This window comes from Ruegeria sp. BHSC037 (genome assembly GCF_059613045.1).
Genome location: NZ_JBXWRT010000001.1, coordinates 331954 through 348979 on the forward strand (window position 1 = coordinate 331954; position 17026 = coordinate 348979).

A 17026-nucleotide genomic window follows, 5' to 3' on the forward strand; every position below is an offset into this window, starting at 1 on the left:
CCGTCGGATCAGGGCGCACAGGACCCGATCCGGTGGGCGTTCGCCATGACCGAAAAGGTGATGGTCGTCGCTGGAATGCTGGGAAAGACCGAGGCATCGACGAGATGCACACGCGACAGACCGCGGGGCCGTCCCAGCGTATCCGCCTGCCCGGCTTCGGGCAGCTTGGCCATGGGCATCGACCCGCCGACGTGAAAGCTGGACCCCACGGCCCCCTGTCGGCGGGCAAAGCCCAGCGGCAGCAACCCGGCCAGCCTCAGAACCTCCGCGATGCGCGCGGCGGCCTTGCCGGACACGGCGTCGGTTTCGTCATTGCCCGTTACCGTCGGGACAAGCCGCCCGTCCGAGGCAAGAGTCAGTCCGATCCGAGCCGAATGCGCCGAGTGCAGAAACACCTGGGCCACGATCAGCCGCCGCGCCAGCATGCGCCACAACGGCCCCGAGCCGGGAAGCCGGGCGCCGTAGTTGCGGATCAGGTCATGGGCGAAGAATTCGTTCCAGGTGTACAGTTGCGCATGGACCATATGGGGCGAGACGGCCGCGTCGTCCAGCTCGACGAAGATCTGCGGCAAAGTATGGAAGGGTCCGGCATCCGGGCGGCGGGGCAGGTGCCATCGGTGCAGACTGGGCAGAAAGAAATGCTGACTGTCCAGCAGGCGCAGGCTGGCGTCGGGAGCCGGAGAGGACAGCAGCAGAATGCGCGCGGTCTCGAGCACCCCGGCAGCGATGAAGACGCGGTCGGCCTGAATGGTCTCGCCCCCGTCGAGCGTGACCGTGACCGCATCGCCCTGTTCCTGAAACCGGTTCGCCAGCCCGATCCGGTACCGAAAGGCCGAATGGTGGCGCAGCCCCTCAAGCGTATGCGCGGCCGAATAGATCAGCCCCCAAGGACAACCATGCAGACATTGACCGCAATACCGGCACCCGGTCTCGACCGCCAGCCGCGACGCCCCGGCCCGGACACCCAGTTGGGCCAGATCGTCTTTTCGCAGTGTCAGCCTGTCGAGCACTCGTTGGGCTTGTACCGAGGGGGTCAGCGGGGTTCTCTCGCGCATCGAAAAGGCCGGAAACAGGTCTTGCAGGGCGTCAGTCTGCCCGCTGATGGGCATGAAGGTGGCGACGGCGCGGTAATGGGGTGCCAGATCCTGATCGGTGATCGGCCAATCCTGCATGTCGGCCGCCCGGTTGGGCAGAACGGCAGAGCCCCACAGGTTCGACAGCCCGCCAGCCGCGTGCGACGCCCGCAATGCGACCGCGTCTGGATCGGTCAGCGTCATCGCGCCGGGTTCCATGGCGAAATCGGACCCAAACCGGCGAACCTGTCCCGCCGGGGTGTCGAATTGCGGGGCCTGCCAGGCCCGCCGGTCCTGCGGCGACCAGCTTTTGGGGTCGGTGGCGGCCAGACGGCCGCGTAGAGCCACCGCCGGCTCGTCGGGTCTGCGCCCGCCATCCAGCATCAGAACCCGGCGACCCCGGTCCAGAAGGGCCGAGGCGACCGACACGCCCGCCGGTCCGGATCCGATCACCAGATCGGTCACGGCGCGCGGCCCGCCCGGATCGCGACGGGGACGGTCATGTCGTCACTTGTCCCTGCATCTCGGCCACGATGTCGTCGATGATCTGCTGCAGCGTCCGCATCGGCCGGAACCCGGTCACGCGTTCAAGTTTGGTGACGTCCGGCAGCCGCCGCTGCATGTCCTCGAACCCGTCGGGATAGACCGTGTCATAGGGCACATGGCGGATCTCCGATCGGGATCCGGTCGTTCGGATGACCTGCTCGGCCAGCCTGCGGATCGTGACCTCCTGGTCGGTGCCGACATTGAAGACGTCTCCGCGGGCCTCGGGCAGGTGCATCAGGCGGCACATCGCCTCGACCACGTCGGCCACATGCCCGAAACAGCGCGACTGGTCGCCGGTTCCGTGTACCATCAGGGGGGCGCCGTCCAGCGCGGCCCGCACGAAATTGGGCAGAACCATTCCATAGCGCCCGGTCTGCCGCGGACCGGTCGTGTTGAAGAATCGCAACACCGTGACCGGCAGCCCGGATTCACGTGCATGCGCCAGGGCCAGGAATTCATCCAGAGTCTTTGCGCAGGCATAGGACCAGCGCAGATTGCGGGTGGCGCCGATGGTCAGGTCGTCCTCTTCCTGGAACGGAAACTTGGTGCTTTTGCCATAGACCTCGGAACTGGATGCGATGAAGGTATGGGTCTTGTCGGTCAGCGCCGCATCCAGCACGTTTTCGGTGCCGGCAACATTGGTCAGGATCGACCGGCTGGGTTCGTCCATGATCAGTTTTACACCGACCGCTGCCGCCAGGTGAAACACCACATCGGCCGGGCGCACCAGATCTGCAACCAGCTGCCGATCCAGAATGCTGCCCTCGACGAAGGAAAAATCGGCGTGGTCCGCCACCCCGGCCAGATTGGACATCAGCCCGGTCGACAGATCGTCGAGAACGGTCACCCGATGTCCTTCGCCGATCAGCCGTTCGGTCAGATGAGACCCTATGAACCCGGCGCCGCCGGTAATCAGAATGTGCATGTGTTCGTACCAGTCACTTACCAAGAACCAAATTCAACCTCTGCCGACCCGCGCTGATAAACCCGGCGCCGGCCGTCTTTGAAATTTACCACGGCTTTCCCCGAACCCGCGCCCGCAACCCGCGCAGGGCCTTGCGGACGGTCAGATAGGGGCCGCCGCGCCCCGCCAGATGCGCCCGCCACCGGGCGATGTCGGTGAAATAATACATCTCGAGCCGGGGCAGATCATGGATGTCATCCCCCGATCGGGCCACGCCCAGCCGGGTTCCGACCGCGCTATCATACCGCCGGGCGATCATCTGGCGGACAGTGGGGTTCGAGGCGCCGTAGGGCGGCGCGAAATGCCGGATCGGGCGGTGCAAGCGGGCCGAGATTTCAGCCCCGCTGGCCTCGATTTCGTGTTGGGCTGCCCCGGCGTCCAGTGCCGTCAGGTCCGGATGACTGATGCTGTGGGCGCCGAACTCCACGCCCTGATCGGCCAGGCTTTCGATCTGGTCCCATCGCATCAGCGGCCGGGGCGGGACATGCCCGCCGGCCCAGGAATCGGTGCCGCCGATCCGGCCCGAAGGCAGATAGACGATGGGCTGAAACCCATGGTCGCGCAGGATCGGCCAGGCGGTGTCGGCGAAATCGGCGAACCCGTCGTCAAAGGTTATGACGACCACGCGCGGGGAAGGGGGGGCGGCTAGGGCGTCAGGCGTCACCACCGGCAGGCCCGAGTCGGCCAGCGCCCGCATCTGTTCGGCAAAGATACGCGGCGCGATTGACGTCGGTCCGGGCGCGTCCGAAATCGCGTGATACATCAGGATATTGGCCTGCCAGTCGGACATGGCTCAGTCTTCCACCACATGCGAGGCGAAGACCTCGCGATACCGGTTCCATTTCGCGCGATCGACCCGGCCTGCATCGTCGATGCAATCGGCGGCGCCATAGGCCATGGCAAAGGCATGGTGGGTGTTGTCATGGGCAAACAGTCCCTGCCGCCCGAACACCAGCAGGCCATCGAGCCCCGACAGCCAGCGATCGACGGTGTCGAACCGCGCTTCGTAGCCGATGTCATAGACCGGATAGGCATGGCTGAGCCGACGGGTTTCGCAGCGCCGGACCGGAACCGTGACCGGCAGGCCCAGCTGACCCAGCCACTTGGTGAACTCCTGCCCCAAGGCCTCGTCGGACATGCTCCACCATTTCTCGTCCGGGTCGCAGGGCAGTTCGGCGCACAGGACCGTCACGCCCTTTGGCGAGCCGCTGGCGTTATAGTTCTTGGGTTCTGACATGCGGCTGATCGGGATCGACAGCTCGGGGAAATAATGTGCGTCGAACTCGGTGAACTGGTCGGTTTCCAGCACCAGATACAGCAGGATCATGCCGCGAAACCGGATGCCGCGGGCCGCTTCTACCACATCGGCGGGCGGGTCGGGTATCAGGCGCGTCAGCGCGGTCAGCGGGATGGTAGACAGGATCAGGTCGCCGGTCAGCTGTCGTTCGCCGCCGGCGTCGCGGACGGTCAGGCCGCAGACGTGGTTTCCCTGCCGCTGGATTGCGGTGATTTCGGTGTCGAACAGAAATTCCGCGCCTTTTGTCCGGGCGCTCTCGCGCATTGCGTCCGAGATCTGCCCGAACCCTTTGCGCGGATAAAAAAACCGCCCCGCCGTTTCGCTGCGCAGCCCGGGCAACAGCCGCAGCATCTTCATCAGGATCTTTCCGACCGACCCGCTGCCCACCCGTCGTTCCGCCAGCTTGACCGCCAGCTTCTCGGGCTCCAACCCCCACAGCTTGCGCACATAGGGAAAATAGAAATTGTCAGAGATCGTCGGACCCAGCCCGTCATACAGAACGGTCGAGAAGGTCTGTTGGCCTTGGTGTTTCTTGCGGAAGGGTTTCAGCACCATGTCGCCGATCAGCGACAGGGCGAAGGGTTTGGGCAGACGCAACACCGCATCGGTCAGCTTGAGCGGAAAATGGATCCACTTGCCGCCCAGCCGGATGCGTCCATGGCGGGGGCGCAGCAGCAGATCATCGCCCAACAGGGTCTTCACGTCCTGCAGCACTTCGGGTTCGGCTGCGGGATGGAACCGGTGCGAGCCGTAGTCGCAGACCACGCCTTCGACCGGGAACGAGGCAGAGTTGCCGCCCGCCACCGAGGCCCGTTCGACGACGGTCACGCGCGCCTTGCCCGCCAGCGCATGGGCGGCCGCCAGGCCCGCCGGACCTGCGCCCAGGATGATGATATGGGGCTGATCGCCCAATCGGGGTTGGGAAACATCCGTCACTTGCACTCTTCCTTTCTCGAACGCGTGGGCGCAGCAAGACTCATCCCTGAGACCAACAGAACCAGCGCGCCGATTCCGCCCGCCGAAAACAGAACCACCTGCCAGACCAGCCCTGCGGCAACCACCGCTGGGGCGCTGACTCCAAAGGGCACGAGGAACCCGGCCAGCGTCGCCTCGCGTAGCCCGAGCCCGTTCAGGGACACAGGCAGAACCGCGATGATCTTGGCCAGGGGCCAGGCAAAGACCCACGCGCCGGCGTCCACCGAAACGCCCGCAGCCCGTGCCAGCCACCAGGCCAGAAGGACCAGCGAAAGTTGAATAAGAACCGAAGCCGAGAAGACGATGGCCAGAAGGCCGGGCCGGGCCGCAAACCCGGCCAGGGCATCGGCCAGCCTCAGGGCAAAGCTGCGCCCCGGCACGGCCGGGAAGGCGCGCCAGATCAGCGGTAGCAACCACGGCAGGGCGACCATTCCGACCATCACGGTCAGCACGATCACGGCCGCGGCCCCGATCGCCGTCGTCCCGGTCGCGCCGTCCCAGACCAGAACCAGACCCAGCCCGGACAGGGTCAGCAGGGCCACCATGTCGATCACCCTGTCCACCGTGGCCGCAGCAACCACTTGGGCCCCGTCGCGCATTGCGGCCTGCGCCATGGCTGCGCGTACGGTGTCGCCGCCGATCGCGCCGGGCAGGCACAGGTTGGCGGCAAGGCCGGCAAAATGGGCGCGGATCGCCAGCAGGGGCGAAATCCGGCGATTCAGCAACAGCCACCATTTCAACGCTGCGGCGACATGGGCCAGCAGGAACAGAACCAGTACGGCCAGAAACACCGGGGGCGGAATGGCCTTGAGCGCCGCCACGATCGCGTCAGCCGGCAAAAGCCAGAACAGACCGGCCAGCATCACGCCGGACCCGACCAGCCGGATCAACCAGCGGCGCGTGACCGGATCGGAGGGTAGCAGGCGCCCCATGTCACGGCCGCAGGTGGAGGCGCGAAATCATGTCGGCAATCAGCCCCAGCGACCAGATCATGATGGCCGCCAAAAACGAAAACACCGCGGTCTCGCTGAGGTTCCAGTAGAAGATGTCGACGATGAACTTGACCAACCCGAGCGTGAAGAAAGCCAGACCCAGCGGGATGAAAACGCGCAGCGGGTTGAACAGGGTACTGATGCGCAGGATCAGGATGATAAAGTTCAGAAAATCGATCGGACGGATCTTCGATTTGCCGATCCGCTTTCCGTACTCGATCGGAACATAGATCATCCGCTTGCCGTTCGACGTCATGCACAGCGTGATCGTGGTGGTGAACGAGAAATTCTGCGGCAGCAGCGGCAGGAACGGGATCAGCTCGGATTTGCGGAACACCCGCAGCCCGGAATTCAGGTCGTTGATCTTGCGCTCGGCCAGAAACGAGGCGAAGGCGAACAGGAATTTCTTGGCCGGCCGCCGCAGCAGCGGCACGTTTTTCATCGCGGCGCCCCGATCCCCGACCACCATGTCCTGATCGCGACACAGGGCCAGCATTTCAGGCAGGTAGCGCGCAGGGTAGGTGCCGTCGGCATCGAGGATAGCCACGTATTCATGCTGCGCCATGCGTACGCCGCGCTTGAGGCTGGCCCCATAGCCCGAATTGACGTCGTTGAAGGTGACGGTTGCCCCGCTGGCTTCGGCTTCGGCGCGGGTTCCGTCCTCGCTGGCATCATCCACCACGATGATCTCGTAGGGGATGTTCAGCGGTCCGAGATGCGCGCGAACGTCTTCCACCGTCGCGCGAACGGCGTTTTCCTCGTTGTAGGCCGGAATGACCACGCTCAGGCTCATGCCGGTGACATCCGGCGTGCCTGACTCATCCGTGTTGGCGCGATCCGTGCCGATTGGTTCTGCAACTTTGTTCATGAAACCCAAAACCCTAACCTACTCAAAATCAATTCTGTTCATACTCACCCGGGGGGCGTCCATGAAAATGGTCGCGGCCGTCCCGGAAACTTCCCGCCTATGGCAATCCGACACCTGAGCACCGAGCGTATCGGCAAAACAGGGCGAAATTGGACCGTTTCCGCGCCTGGCCGCCATTTTTTCGTATTTTGCGCCCTATGTTCATCACCTCACCAGATCGGCGGCCCGAGGTGAAAGGTGACGACCGTTTCGCTGCCGTCCTCTTTTGCCAGATGCGCAGTGATGTCGTTGGCCTGTTGCGCGGGGTTCAGTCTGAACCGCGCCTTGCCCGGGCCGTCGGCGGCGGTCTGAGGGCCGGTCACCTCGGGGGTCTGGCCGTTGACTTCGACCCGCGCGATCCTGAGCGCGGGGTCCCGCACGCGCAGTTCGACGTCGAGTGGCTTGCCGGCCCTCAGCGGGTCGCGCAGGATCAGCCGGGCGACCGGGGGCATTCCATCGGCCGGGGCGACGCGGCTGGTGCGATGGGCGCCGGGGCCGAAATTGTAGAGGCCGGCGGCCACGACCGCCGGCACCAGCAGAAGGTAGCCCCAGCGGAAGATGCCCAGCCCACGCCAGATCCGCCGCAGCGGACCATATTGCGCGGCCTCGGGGGCTAGCCGTGCGGCAAAAATCACGGCGCCGGTCACGGCCACGCCGGTTGCGATCAGCCCCATGACAAGCCACAGCACCCGCGAAAAGGCGCCCCCCCAGAACCCGTAGTGCAGCTCGTCGACGACGTTGCGCCAGCGTGCAAGGCTGGTGTTGTCATTCGGGGTGAAGGCGCCCGTGATCTCGAGCGTGGTGGGGTCCACCGCCACGGTGCTGAGCCCTCGAATATGCGGCATCGACGGCAGATATCCCACGAAGCGGAAGCTTTCGGTGGTCTTGCCCGGCAAAGTCACGCCCGTGGGTTCGAACCCCTGCAGGCCCGTGCGCGCGCGGGCCTCGGCCCGATCTAATAGATCGGGTGTGAATCCGGCGGGCAGCACGGTTTCCCGTGCGGCCGCTGGCTGTGGCTTGGGGCGGTGGCCGTCTATGCCGAAATCACCCAACAGAAAGATGAAGGCGGTGACACCGCTGATCAGCAGCAGGGGCGTGGCCCAAAGAGCGGTCAGCCGGTGCATTCCGCCGGCCCAAGGCCGCAGGCCGTTGGCCGTTGTGGGCCAGCGCAGAAACCCTCTCCAGAACCGCCGATAGGTGATAAGGCCGCTGACGATCTGGAACAGCAGTATGATCGAGGTCGCCGCCACCGCCTTGTAGACGATGCTCTGACCCGACAGCAGTTTGACATGGAGCTCGCGGAGGATTTTCTGAAACCCGGGATAGCCGGTGGTCTCGACAAGCGCGCCGGTGGCGGGATCGGTCCAGAAGACGACCTGTTCGCCCCAGCCGGTGCGGCCTTCGGCCCGGTCGACGAACCACGGGGTGGGACGCTTGGTGATGGTTTGAACGGTGCTGTGAGGATGCGCGTCCTTGATGCCCTTGTAGATCGCTCCAAAACTGGCCGTGCGGTCCTCTTCCGCGGCGGTGGTCCAGATTGCGGGGCGGGTCAGTGCCTGAATTTCATTGCCGAAGACAAGAATGGAACCTGTGAGGAACAGAAAGGCAAAGAAGATCGACAGATGCAGCCCCAGCCATGTGTGAAAGGTGAAAAGGCGGTTGCGTAATTTGCGGTTCATGGAACGGCCCGAAGGTGCACGGTATCAGAAAAGGAAAGGTCGTTAGCGGTGCCACTCGGGCCCAGAGCCTGGTTTGCACGGCATAGTCCTTGCCCGACCGGACTTTTTACAGGTCGGGCAAGGGGCAACCCGTTGGGTTGCCGTTCATTCCAGAACGGCGCCTTTGCCGACACGCTCGGCCCGGGCCGCCTGTCTTTTGGGTTTTGCCTCGAACTCCTCATGATAGGACCTCTCGACATTGACGTCCCAGACATCGTTGTCTTCCCCCAGGATGTTGCGGGCCGCATACATGGCCGACAGCATCGAGTGATCCTGGTTGTTGTAACGGTGCAGCCCGTTGCGTCCGACGGTCTGGAAGTTTTCCAGCGTCTTCAGCCAGCTGCTGACGGTGTCCAGGGCGTCCTTGTATTCGCTGTCATAGACGGGATAGGCCTTTGGCTGCCGGATCACGGCGTGGTCAATCACGTCCGACGCCTTGGCCAGGCCCAGCTGCTCCAGCTCTTCGCTGGCCAGCTTCCTCAGGTCCTCGTCGCTGGACGACCAAAGCCCGTCGCCCTTCTGGCAGAAATATTCCATACCGATCGAGGCAGTATTCTGGTCGGGCAGCATTTCGGCCGACCAGGCGCGGAAGTTCTGAATGCGCCCGACCTTGACCTTGGGGCTGTGGATGTAGATCCAGTTGTCGGGGAACGGGTCGGCGTGGTTCAGCACCAGCGTCACGATCAGGAAATCCCGGTATTTCAGCCGGTCGGCGGCCTCGATCACCTCGGGCGGCGGCGGCGGGTCAAAGGCGTGGATCAGGTCGCGCACGGCCATCGAATTGATGAACTCGTCGGCCTCGACCCGTTCGGTGGTTTTCTCACCTTTTTCGTTCCAGTGGCGGATGTCCACTGAAGTCACCCGGTTGCCATCGCGGTTGACCCGGAACACCTCGGAATGGGTCTCGACCGAGCCGCCTTGTTCCCGGATCAGGTCGCGGGTCTTTTCCCACATCATGCCAGGGCCCAGGCGGGGGTATTGGAATTCCTCGATCAGGCTGGCCGTGTCATTGGCGCCCGAGATGGCGTTCCAGACAGCCTTGGGCAATGACAGGTTCTTGATCCGCTGCGCGGCCCAGTCGGCCCGGATCTCGGACGGGGGAATCCCCCAGACCTTCTTGGTATAGCTGTGGAAGAAATGCATGTAGAGCCGGCCACCAAAGCGGTTGATCACCCATTCCTCGAACGTGTCTTCCTGCGGCTTCGGCCGGATCTTCCATTTGATGAAGCTGCCGATGATCTTGTAGGTCTCGTACGGGCCGATATTGCCGAGCGCGTTGAAGATGCGCAGCGGATAGTCATAGAACTTGCCGCGATAGAAAATCCGGCTCAGGCGCTGGACGGTGATGAAGTCATCCCCCATCACCTCGTGCCACATGTCTTCGACCTCGCGCACCTTGGTGAAGAACCTGTGCCCGCCGATGTCAAAGCGGTATCCGTTGTGGGTTTCGGTGCGCGAGATGCCGCCCACCATGTCCGAGGCCTCGTAGACCCGCGGGACATGCTTGTCGCTCAGTTTCTGAAGTTCGTATGCAGCGGTCAGACCTGCTGGTCCGCCACCGATGACGACGACCGGAACAGTATCGTTTTTCAATTCACTCACACCAAATCTCACACAAAATAGCTTGGGTCAGGCTACTAGAGGCTGCACCAACTTCGCAACAAATTCCTGTCACACGCTCGCTTCGTGATCCCAGGCCGCTCAAAAAGTGCCCGACGCGCGAAAGTTGCGCCGCGCGCCGCAAGCGATCAATGACCTGGTTCACATCTACCGGCCCCCACGCGATTTGGGCTCGCGGCTGCGCCGTCGAGGAGTTGCCGACGCGTTGCACCAAAGGCCGGACAGGCTGCAAACACTTGTTTTACCGGAAAATCATTCGCGCGGGGCGCATCGAAATCGCACCGACTTCCGCAGTCTGTGTCCGGCGGGCGGGACGGCTGGCGCCGGCATGACCGCCGCAACGTCGAACGGTTCCAATACGCCCTTTTTGAATATGTACCCAAGGTAAACAATCGCCCATTTGCGGGGGGATTGTTTTGTTTCGGTGGCGCCCGGGGCGGGACTCACGTTCGGGGAGGGCGAATCTTGTGCGTGTTTCAGACCCGCACCGGCCGCTCAGTTCCGCCTGACCTGCAGTTTCTGCCGCTGACCCAGAACGTGGTATTCGAACAGGCACCAGACATATACGGCCGCGGAGTAGACATAGTAGACTTGGTGATACAGCAGGCATTTGACGGCAAACCAAAGCCCACCATGCCCGGCCATTGTTCTGAACAGGTCCAGATTGATCGCGAAGGCGATACCCAGCAGGATCAGGGGGACAGGCCAAAGGCCTGGCCAGAACGGCAGAATCAGAATGGACAGAATCAGCAGCCCCGCGACGGCCGCGCGCGCGCGCTCAGCCATGGAGGTGTTCAGATCGTCCGTCAGCCCCTCGCGCGAGATCATCAGGCGGGACCATGGCAGGGCCCGGCAGAAGATATCGGTGCTCAGGCTGTTGCGGATCGTCCAGATCTTTAGATGTTTTCCCTGCAGGCGCGGTTCGACCAGAATGCGGCGGCCGGATTCTGCGATGCGATAGCCCAGTTCGATGTCCTCGATCGAGGGGATCTCGTAGGTCTTGACGTCAAAGCCGCCCACCTCGAGGAAGACGTCCCGGCGGATGGCGCCGCACCCGGCCCAGAACGTGCGTGCCTCGCGCCGGGCGCGCTGATGGTGATAGCGGTGCAGCAGGTTCTTGTATCGCGAAAACCACGACTGCCCGTCCGGCGCGTCGTCATAGGATCCGAAAACCGCGCCGACATTGTCCTCGGACATGGCGCGGCGGATGTGTTCGGGGCCGTCCGGCCAGGCGATGACGTCGGAATCGACGAACCACAAGATGTCGCCCGTGGCCTGTTCGGCCGCCAGATTGCGCGCGGCGCCCGGCCCGCCATTGACCGGAGTCGTCAAGACCGTCGCCCCCATTTCGCGGGCCAGCGCGGCCGTGCCGTCCGGGGACTGGTCATCGACCACCAGAACCTCTTGGACCGTGCCGGCCTTCAACATCTCGATCAAAGGGGGCAGCACCCGGGGCAACAGGTGTTCGGCCCTGTAGGCGGGCATCACCACACTGATCGTCGGTTGGTCGTTTTGCATCATTCATCCTCGGTGGGCGTTCGTGGTCTAGAGCGTGGATTTCGCACCAGAACGAGCAGGGTGGCGGCGAAGGGCAGCAGCCACATGACCCGCGCCCCGTAACGGTCGGCTGGCTGGGAAACGCCGCCGCATACCAGCGCGTTTACGGCGATTCCGATCAACAGGAACAGCGTAAACACCCGGTAGGGCGCAGCGACCTGGGCAGGCCACAGCAGCAGAACGGCCACGATCGCCCCCGAGACCGCATAGATCGCGAAGTGGACCCCCACCAGCGGGTCGATCCAGGTCTGGGATCGTTTCAGGGTCGTTTTGTCCAGGACGGCAAGCTGATCTTCGGGCAGGCCCGAGAGCTTTTTGGCGTTGCGTATCGTGGCCGAGTTGGGGATCGTCATCGCCACGCTGTGCGTTCCAAGCTGTCTCAGGGCGTTCTTGCCCAATGCGGTTACCGTCGCGACGGGATAGGCGGACAGGACGCGCAGAAAGAACTGTCGCTGTTCCAACGCGATGGCCTGCTGATCCTCGGGCGGCAACAACCGGAACGAGCCCAGCCGCGGGGACCGCTCGAAAATGATATGTGACGCGGTCAGGCGGTATGGATCATCCGACCATGTCAGGGCCTCGTGCAGGGCGCATGTCGCCAGGTCCGGCGCAGGGCAGACATCGTCCAGATAGGCCAGCCCCGGCCCGTCGACGATCAAGCGGGCGGTGATGTGAGGCGTATAGACCACGTCTTTGTGGGTGACGGTTTCGACGGCAACTTCGAAAGCTTTCCGTTCGGCGATCGAGAACACGGCAAGGCACGTCGCGAACCCCGCCGCCAGCCAGCGCCCCTGGCCGATCCGTAACGCGGCGGCCAGAACGACCAGAGGAACCATCAACACCGCGATGCCCAGATGCGACGGGTGCAGGACCGTAGAAAAGGTGCCGAGCGCCAGTGCTCCCAGTGCCTCGGAAACGTGCATCCGGTGGCCTGCAGCCACCACGGCGGCGACAAGGATCAGCATGACCGGCGTGAAAATGTCGGGCATGACGTAGGCGACATAGAAGGGCAGCGACGTCGTCGAAGCCGCCAGCAGCGGAAGGCAGACCAACTGAGCGGTCGAACGTGCCGTCGGCGCGACGCGTCCAAGCATCCGCATCGCCAGCCAGACGGCCATCAGCACAAGGCCCAGTTGCAGCCACGCCAGACCGGCCAGCCATCCGACGCGCCAGAATGCGGCCACCAAAACGGCGTAGAAGATCGATCGCGATCCGCCCGCAGTCTGGTCGTCGTCAGCCTTGTGCCGGGTTTTCTGGGTTGCTCGGGTTGCGCTGTCCGGTTCACCCGCCGCCGGCAGGATCATCGACAGAACGACATTGCCCTGCCGCACATAGCTGCCGGTATCGAAATACACCAGCGGTCCGCGATTGATTGTAAGGATCGACAGACCGGCGGCGACGGTCACACCCAGCAACAGAAGGGTTATGGACCACCGCGGGCGCATTGCATCGTCAATCCGGGTCATGCCCCGCCGGCAGCGGTTTGGGGCGCTGCGGTGGCCAGGTGCCGGAAATAGGCGATCGTGGCCTCGAGGCCTTGTTCCAGGGGCACCTTGGGGGACCAGCCAAGTTGCTCTTTGGCACGGGTGATGTCGGGTTGACGTTGGATCGGGTCGTCTTGCGGCAGCGGGCGGAAATCCAGCCGGGATGTCGAGCCGGTCATGCGGATCACGGTTTCCGCCAAATCGCGGATGCTGAGTTCGACGGGGTTGCCCAGGTTGATCGGCCCGGTCACGTCTTTGGGGGATTCCATGAGGCGGATCAGCCCGTCGATCAGGTCGGACACGAAACAGAACGACCGGGTCTGACCGCCGTCGCCATAGACGGTGATCGGTTCTCCGGCCAGAGCCTGCATGATGAAATTGGACACCACCCGCCCGTCGTCTGGGTGCATGTGCGGGCCGTATGTATTGAATATGCGCGCCACCTTGATCGGCAGGCCGTGCTGCCGGTGGTAATCGAAGAACAGCGTTTCGGCACAGCGCTTGCCTTCGTCATAGCAGGAACGCGGCCCGATCGGGTTCACATGACCCACATAGTCTTCGGTCTGCGGATGGATCTGGGGGTCGCCATAGACTTCGGATGTCGAGGCCTGCAAGATGGTGGCGCCGACCCGTTTGGCCAAGCCCAGCATGTTGATGGCACCATGCACCGCCGTTTTCGTTGTCTGCACCGGATCGTGCTGATAGTGGAACGGAGAGGCCGGGCAGGCCAGATTGTATATCTCGTCGACCTCGACATACAGCGGAAAGGTCACGTCGTGGCGCATGACCTCGAAGCGGGGGTTGTTCAGAAGATGACGCAGATTGCCGCGTCGTCCGGTAAAGAAATTGTCCACGCACAGGACCTCATGCCCCTGATCCAGCAATCGTGCGCACAAGTGCGATCCCAGGAAACCCGCGCCACCGGTGACGAGGATGCGTTTGGCAGTCAGGTGCAGGCCATCGGGGTCGAAATCAGCTGCGTTCATCAAAATACTCTTCAATAACCGACCGGCGCGCAGAATGTCGCCCCGGTCCAGGAAACCGTTCGGATACCTCCGGCGGTCAGGTACCCACACTCGTCATCTTCAGTATGGGCGAGATTACACGAAGTTCTTGGGCCGACGAAGGACAAAAAAATGGTCCGAGACGCAATTCCGCGCTGCTGGTTCCGCCGACACCGGTCAGCGCAGTGGCGTGCAGACCGGTCCGAACCAATGAGGGCGGTCGGAACCGAGTGGTTGCAAAAACCTTATTCGCAAGGGGCGCGGGCGTTCCGCAGGTGCAGGCGCACAGCACCAATTTACGGCTTTGGGCAGTGTCCGCATCGGAACTTCACGCCGAGGACGCGAAGCCGATTCGAGCCAGAAGGCGGAGGATGCAGTGTTGAGCGAAAGGAAACAAAGAGCCGCCCAATGGTTGATTTGGGGGTCAATTGTCGCCAAAAGCCAAAAAATTGCCACAATTATTAAAAAAGTTCTCGCAACAACAACGTGATGGTGTACCTTGGTTTCATCCAATCCACGGCCTGACATCTGTCCGGGTCTTTATGTGTTCAAGTATACGAGGGTGGGAATAGATGTTTAGAACTTTGAAAATGGTCGCGATCGCACTGGCCGCGTCCTTTGTAATGACCGGGACAGCCAAGGCCATCACGACTGTGAGTGCTGGCGGAAGCTATGACATCACCTCGGACAACCTGTTTGTCGGAACGGTGTCCACCACGGGTGGTCCGGGTGTTTATTCGGTGAACTTCACTACGCCGACCGCGCCGCTGCCTGGTAATGCACAGGCCTCGGTCACCGCGAAAATTCTGGGAACCTTCACCGGCCTGACCATGAGCTGGGTCGATGCGGCGACCAACACCGTGCTGAACTCGGCGGCGCTGGTATCGGGTGTTACCCGTCTGAATACCACTTTCCTGTCGACCGGCGCGCCGGGGCAGAACCTGGTCTTCAGCTGGGCGAACTCGTCGGGGACCACCAATGGCGGCGCCATCACCTTTGACTTCGACGTGGCCGCGGTTCCGCTGCCGGCCGGCGGGTTGCTGCTGTTGACGGCCTTGGGGGGTCTAGCGTTGACCCGTCGCCGCAAGGCGGCATGATCAAACGGTCATAATGATGATTATGTTAAAAGGGCTGCGCAATGCGGCCCTTTTTTCGTTTGGCCCGGCTCAGATCTCGAACCCTGCGGCCTGCCGCAACATCCAGACCATCCGCTGGCATCGCAGCCGATACAGGGTGCCGATGGCCGCACTGACTTCCCGGCCGGAGCCCAGCTTGTCGCTGGTCAGAACCTTCGGCGTATGCACCACCGCGCTGGCTGGCATGGCCAGCCCCCGCATCATCCAGCGCAATCGCGCCCGAATGGTGGTTCCGTTCAACTGAAAAGCCTCTTGAGTGGTTCGCCGCCATTTGGTCTTCAGCGCCGGCCAGTCTTGGCGCGACGGGTGGCTGACGCGGAACCTGTCCTCGTAGATCAGGCTGTACCCGTGCGAGACCGCCCGCATGGTCCATTCCCGATCCTCAGACACGCCGTTCGTGAAACCGCCGATCGCGTCGAACACGTCCCGTCGCGTCAGCAGGTTTCCGGCACCCGAGAAGCCCTGGACCTCGATGTAGCGGCGGAAGTTGAAGGCAAAAACAGCCTCGAATGCCTCGGCCCCGCTGCGCGGTGGCGGGGTTTCGTCAAACACGTCGACCCGCCCGCCGATCAGGTCGGCGGTGTCGGCGACCTGGCGTCCGACCGTCAGCCAGTCGGCGGCGGGAACGCAATCGGCATCCAGAAAGAACAGCCGCGGGGCGCTGGTTTCGGCCACGCCCCTGTTGCGGGCATGGGCGGCGCCTTTTTGCGTTTCGACCAGAAACCGAACCATCGGGAAAGCGCGCTGAATTGCGTCCAGCGACACCGGCGAGGCATTGTCCACGACCACGATTTCGGTGCTGGTGGTGTCGTTTTCCATCAGTGCCCGCAAACAGCGTTCGAGCCTGGGAAGGTCGTTGTAGTGGGGAATGATGACCGCGTTTTCGGGGGCCGCGTCAGTACGATCCGTATTCATTGCCGAAGGCCCCGCTGACATAGCGACACTTGGTCAGGACGATCCCCATGATCTTGGTCAATTCGGCCAGCTGGCGTTCCGCCACATCTATATGGTCGATGCTGGTTTCTTCTGCCGCAGCCAGCAGCAAGGCGCAATCGACGTTTCTGAGGAACCCGTGGCTGTCGTCGCTGACCATCAGCGGCGGCGTGTCGAACAGCATGATATCGGGCTGGTATTCGGATTCGATCCATTCCAGCAGCTCGATCGTCCTGCGGCTTTGCAGAATTTCGGCGGGATTGCGGGTCGGGCTGAAATTCAGTCCGAAAATCACGTTGTTGCCGTGCCGCCGCGCATGCTCCTGAAACGGTACCGAACCGGATATGATGTCCGCCATGTTGTGCGCGCCGCTCTGCCCCAACACGTCGGCCAGCCCACGGCGCCGTAGGTCGAAATCGATCACGACGGTGCGCAGATCTTCCTGCCGCCCCAGGCTGAAGGCAAGATTTGCGACCGCCGTGCTCTTGCCGCATCCGGCATAGGGCGACGTCAACGCAACCCGGCGCCAGCCATTGGACAGGATCTGTTGCAGCATCTTGGTGCGCAGCATGTCATAGGGCGCGGCGTCCGACCCGCCCTCCAACGACACCAGGCGGTTTTTGGAGGCGACGCGCGGGTTGATCTCGATGGCGGGTAGATCCGACCACAACGTTTCGACATTCGTCACCGAGGGCGCAACAGCCTGATCCGGGTCAAGCCGCAGCGGTTCCGCGGGCACGGTTCTTTGACGGCTTTCCCGTTCCTCTCGGGCCTTTTGAATCGCCTGTTGCAGACGGTCCATCACGCGCTCCCATCGCTG

General features: G+C 63.1%; 14 protein-coding genes. 1 reads left to right on the forward strand and 13 read right to left on the reverse strand.

Going from position 1 to position 17026, the window contains the following annotated elements; all coding sequences use genetic code 11:
* Positions 1–8 precede the first annotated feature (8 nt).
* The 11 genes from AC2FMN_RS01545 to AC2FMN_RS01595 all read right to left on the reverse strand — a co-directional run bounded on the left by AC2FMN_RS01545 (position 9) and on the right by AC2FMN_RS01595 (position 14119).
* Positions 9–1538 carry a GMC oxidoreductase gene (locus AC2FMN_RS01545; protein ID WP_496685638.1) on the reverse strand — a complete coding sequence of 510 codons (1530 nt, stop codon included), beginning with the start codon at positions 1536–1538 and terminating at the stop codon, positions 9–11.
* 34 nt (positions 1539–1572) lie between these two features.
* Entirely contained in the window at positions 1573–2544 is a 972-nt protein-coding gene (locus AC2FMN_RS01550) for an NAD-dependent epimerase/dehydratase family protein (RefSeq protein WP_496685640.1), read from the reverse strand.
* 85 nt (positions 2545–2629) lie between these two features.
* Positions 2630–3373, reverse strand: a complete 744-nt coding sequence (locus AC2FMN_RS01555; RefSeq protein ID WP_496685642.1) for a polysaccharide deacetylase family protein — start codon at positions 3371–3373, stop codon at positions 2630–2632.
* A 3-nt stretch (positions 3374–3376) separates the two neighbouring features.
* Complete coding sequence (locus AC2FMN_RS01560; protein ID WP_496685644.1) at positions 3377–4816, reverse strand: protoporphyrinogen/coproporphyrinogen oxidase; 1440 nt, start codon at positions 4814–4816, stop codon at positions 3377–3379.
* A complete protein-coding gene (locus AC2FMN_RS01565) occupies positions 4813–5787 on the reverse strand; it encodes a lysylphosphatidylglycerol synthase transmembrane domain-containing protein (protein ID WP_496685646.1) in 975 nt (324 codons plus the stop codon). The genes AC2FMN_RS01560 and AC2FMN_RS01565 overlap by 4 nt, the downstream gene beginning before the upstream one ends.
* Position 5788: 1 nt before the next feature.
* Positions 5789–6715, reverse strand: coding sequence for a glycosyltransferase family 2 protein (locus AC2FMN_RS01570; RefSeq protein WP_496685647.1), 927 nt, complete (start codon positions 6713–6715; stop codon positions 5789–5791).
* A 209-nt stretch (positions 6716–6924) separates the two neighbouring features.
* Positions 6925–8433, reverse strand: a complete 1509-nt coding sequence (locus AC2FMN_RS01575; RefSeq protein ID WP_496685649.1) for a PepSY-associated TM helix domain-containing protein — start codon at positions 8431–8433, stop codon at positions 6925–6927.
* A 144-nt stretch (positions 8434–8577) separates the two neighbouring features.
* Positions 8578–10074 carry an NAD(P)/FAD-dependent oxidoreductase gene (locus AC2FMN_RS01580; protein WP_496685652.1) on the reverse strand — a complete coding sequence of 499 codons (1497 nt, stop codon included), beginning with the start codon at positions 10072–10074 and terminating at the stop codon, positions 8578–8580.
* A gap of 513 nt (positions 10075–10587) precedes the next feature.
* Complete coding sequence (locus AC2FMN_RS01585) at positions 10588–11610, reverse strand: glycosyltransferase family 2 protein (RefSeq protein WP_496685653.1); 1023 nt, start codon at positions 11608–11610, stop codon at positions 10588–10590.
* Positions 11610–13115, reverse strand: coding sequence for a hypothetical protein (locus AC2FMN_RS01590; RefSeq protein WP_496685654.1), 1506 nt, complete (start codon positions 13113–13115; stop codon positions 11610–11612). Before AC2FMN_RS01590 ends, AC2FMN_RS01585 begins: the two co-directional genes overlap by 1 nt.
* Positions 13112–14119 carry a UDP-glucuronic acid decarboxylase family protein gene (locus AC2FMN_RS01595; RefSeq protein ID WP_496683743.1) on the reverse strand — a complete coding sequence of 336 codons (1008 nt, stop codon included), beginning with the start codon at positions 14117–14119 and terminating at the stop codon, positions 13112–13114. Before AC2FMN_RS01595 ends, AC2FMN_RS01590 begins: the two co-directional genes overlap by 4 nt.
* 641 nt (positions 14120–14760) lie before the next feature.
* On the opposite strand from AC2FMN_RS01595, the gene AC2FMN_RS01600 reads away from it, so the two are divergent.
* Positions 14761–15234 (forward strand): VPLPA-CTERM sorting domain-containing protein, encoded by a 474-nt coding sequence (locus AC2FMN_RS01600; RefSeq protein WP_496685656.1) that lies wholly within the window; start codon positions 14761–14763, stop codon positions 15232–15234.
* A 69-nt stretch (positions 15235–15303) separates the two neighbouring features.
* Here the strand turns inward: AC2FMN_RS01600 and AC2FMN_RS01605 are convergent, their stop codons facing one another.
* Both AC2FMN_RS01605 and AC2FMN_RS01610 read right to left on the reverse strand, forming a co-directional pair.
* Positions 15304–16188 carry a glycosyltransferase family 2 protein gene (locus AC2FMN_RS01605; protein ID WP_496685657.1) on the reverse strand — a complete coding sequence of 295 codons (885 nt, stop codon included), beginning with the start codon at positions 16186–16188 and terminating at the stop codon, positions 15304–15306.
* Complete coding sequence (locus AC2FMN_RS01610) at positions 16169–17008, reverse strand: CpsD/CapB family tyrosine-protein kinase (protein ID WP_496683752.1); 840 nt, start codon at positions 17006–17008, stop codon at positions 16169–16171. Before AC2FMN_RS01610 ends, AC2FMN_RS01605 begins: the two co-directional genes overlap by 20 nt.
* Positions 17009–17026 lie beyond the last annotated feature (18 nt).

Excerpts from the sequence above, each read along its gene's own strand:
- AC2FMN_RS01550 (WP_496685640.1), bottom strand. The coding sequence starts at position 2,544 with ATGCACATTCTGATTACCGGCGGCGCCGGGTTCATAGGGTCTCATCTG.
- AC2FMN_RS01555 (WP_496685642.1), bottom strand. The coding sequence starts at position 3,373 with ATGTCCGACTGGCAGGCCAATATCCTGATGTATCACGCGATTTCGGAC.
- AC2FMN_RS01565 (WP_496685646.1), bottom strand. The coding sequence starts at position 5,787 with ATGGGGCGCCTGCTACCCTCCGATCCGGTCACGCGCCGCTGGTTGATC.
- AC2FMN_RS01570 (WP_496685647.1), bottom strand. The coding sequence starts at position 6,715 with ATGAACAAAGTTGCAGAACCAATCGGCACGGATCGCGCCAACACGGAT.
- AC2FMN_RS01575 (WP_496685649.1), bottom strand. The coding sequence starts at position 8,433 with ATGAACCGCAAATTACGCAACCGCCTTTTCACCTTTCACACATGGCTG.
- AC2FMN_RS01585 (WP_496685653.1), bottom strand. The coding sequence starts at position 11,610 with ATGCAAAACGACCAACCGACGATCAGTGTGGTGATGCCCGCCTACAGG.
- AC2FMN_RS01590 (WP_496685654.1), bottom strand. The coding sequence starts at position 13,115 with ATGACCCGGATTGACGATGCAATGCGCCCGCGGTGGTCCATAACCCTT.
- AC2FMN_RS01595 (WP_496683743.1), bottom strand. The coding sequence starts at position 14,119 with ATGAACGCAGCTGATTTCGACCCCGATGGCCTGCACCTGACTGCCAAA.
- AC2FMN_RS01600 (WP_496685656.1), top strand. The coding sequence starts at position 14,761 with ATGACCGGGACAGCCAAGGCCATCACGACTGTGAGTGCTGGCGGAAGC.
- AC2FMN_RS01605 (WP_496685657.1), bottom strand. The coding sequence starts at position 16,188 with ATGAATACGGATCGTACTGACGCGGCCCCCGAAAACGCGGTCATCATT.
- AC2FMN_RS01610 (WP_496683752.1), bottom strand. The coding sequence starts at position 17,008 with ATGGACCGTCTGCAACAGGCGATTCAAAAGGCCCGAGAGGAACGGGAA.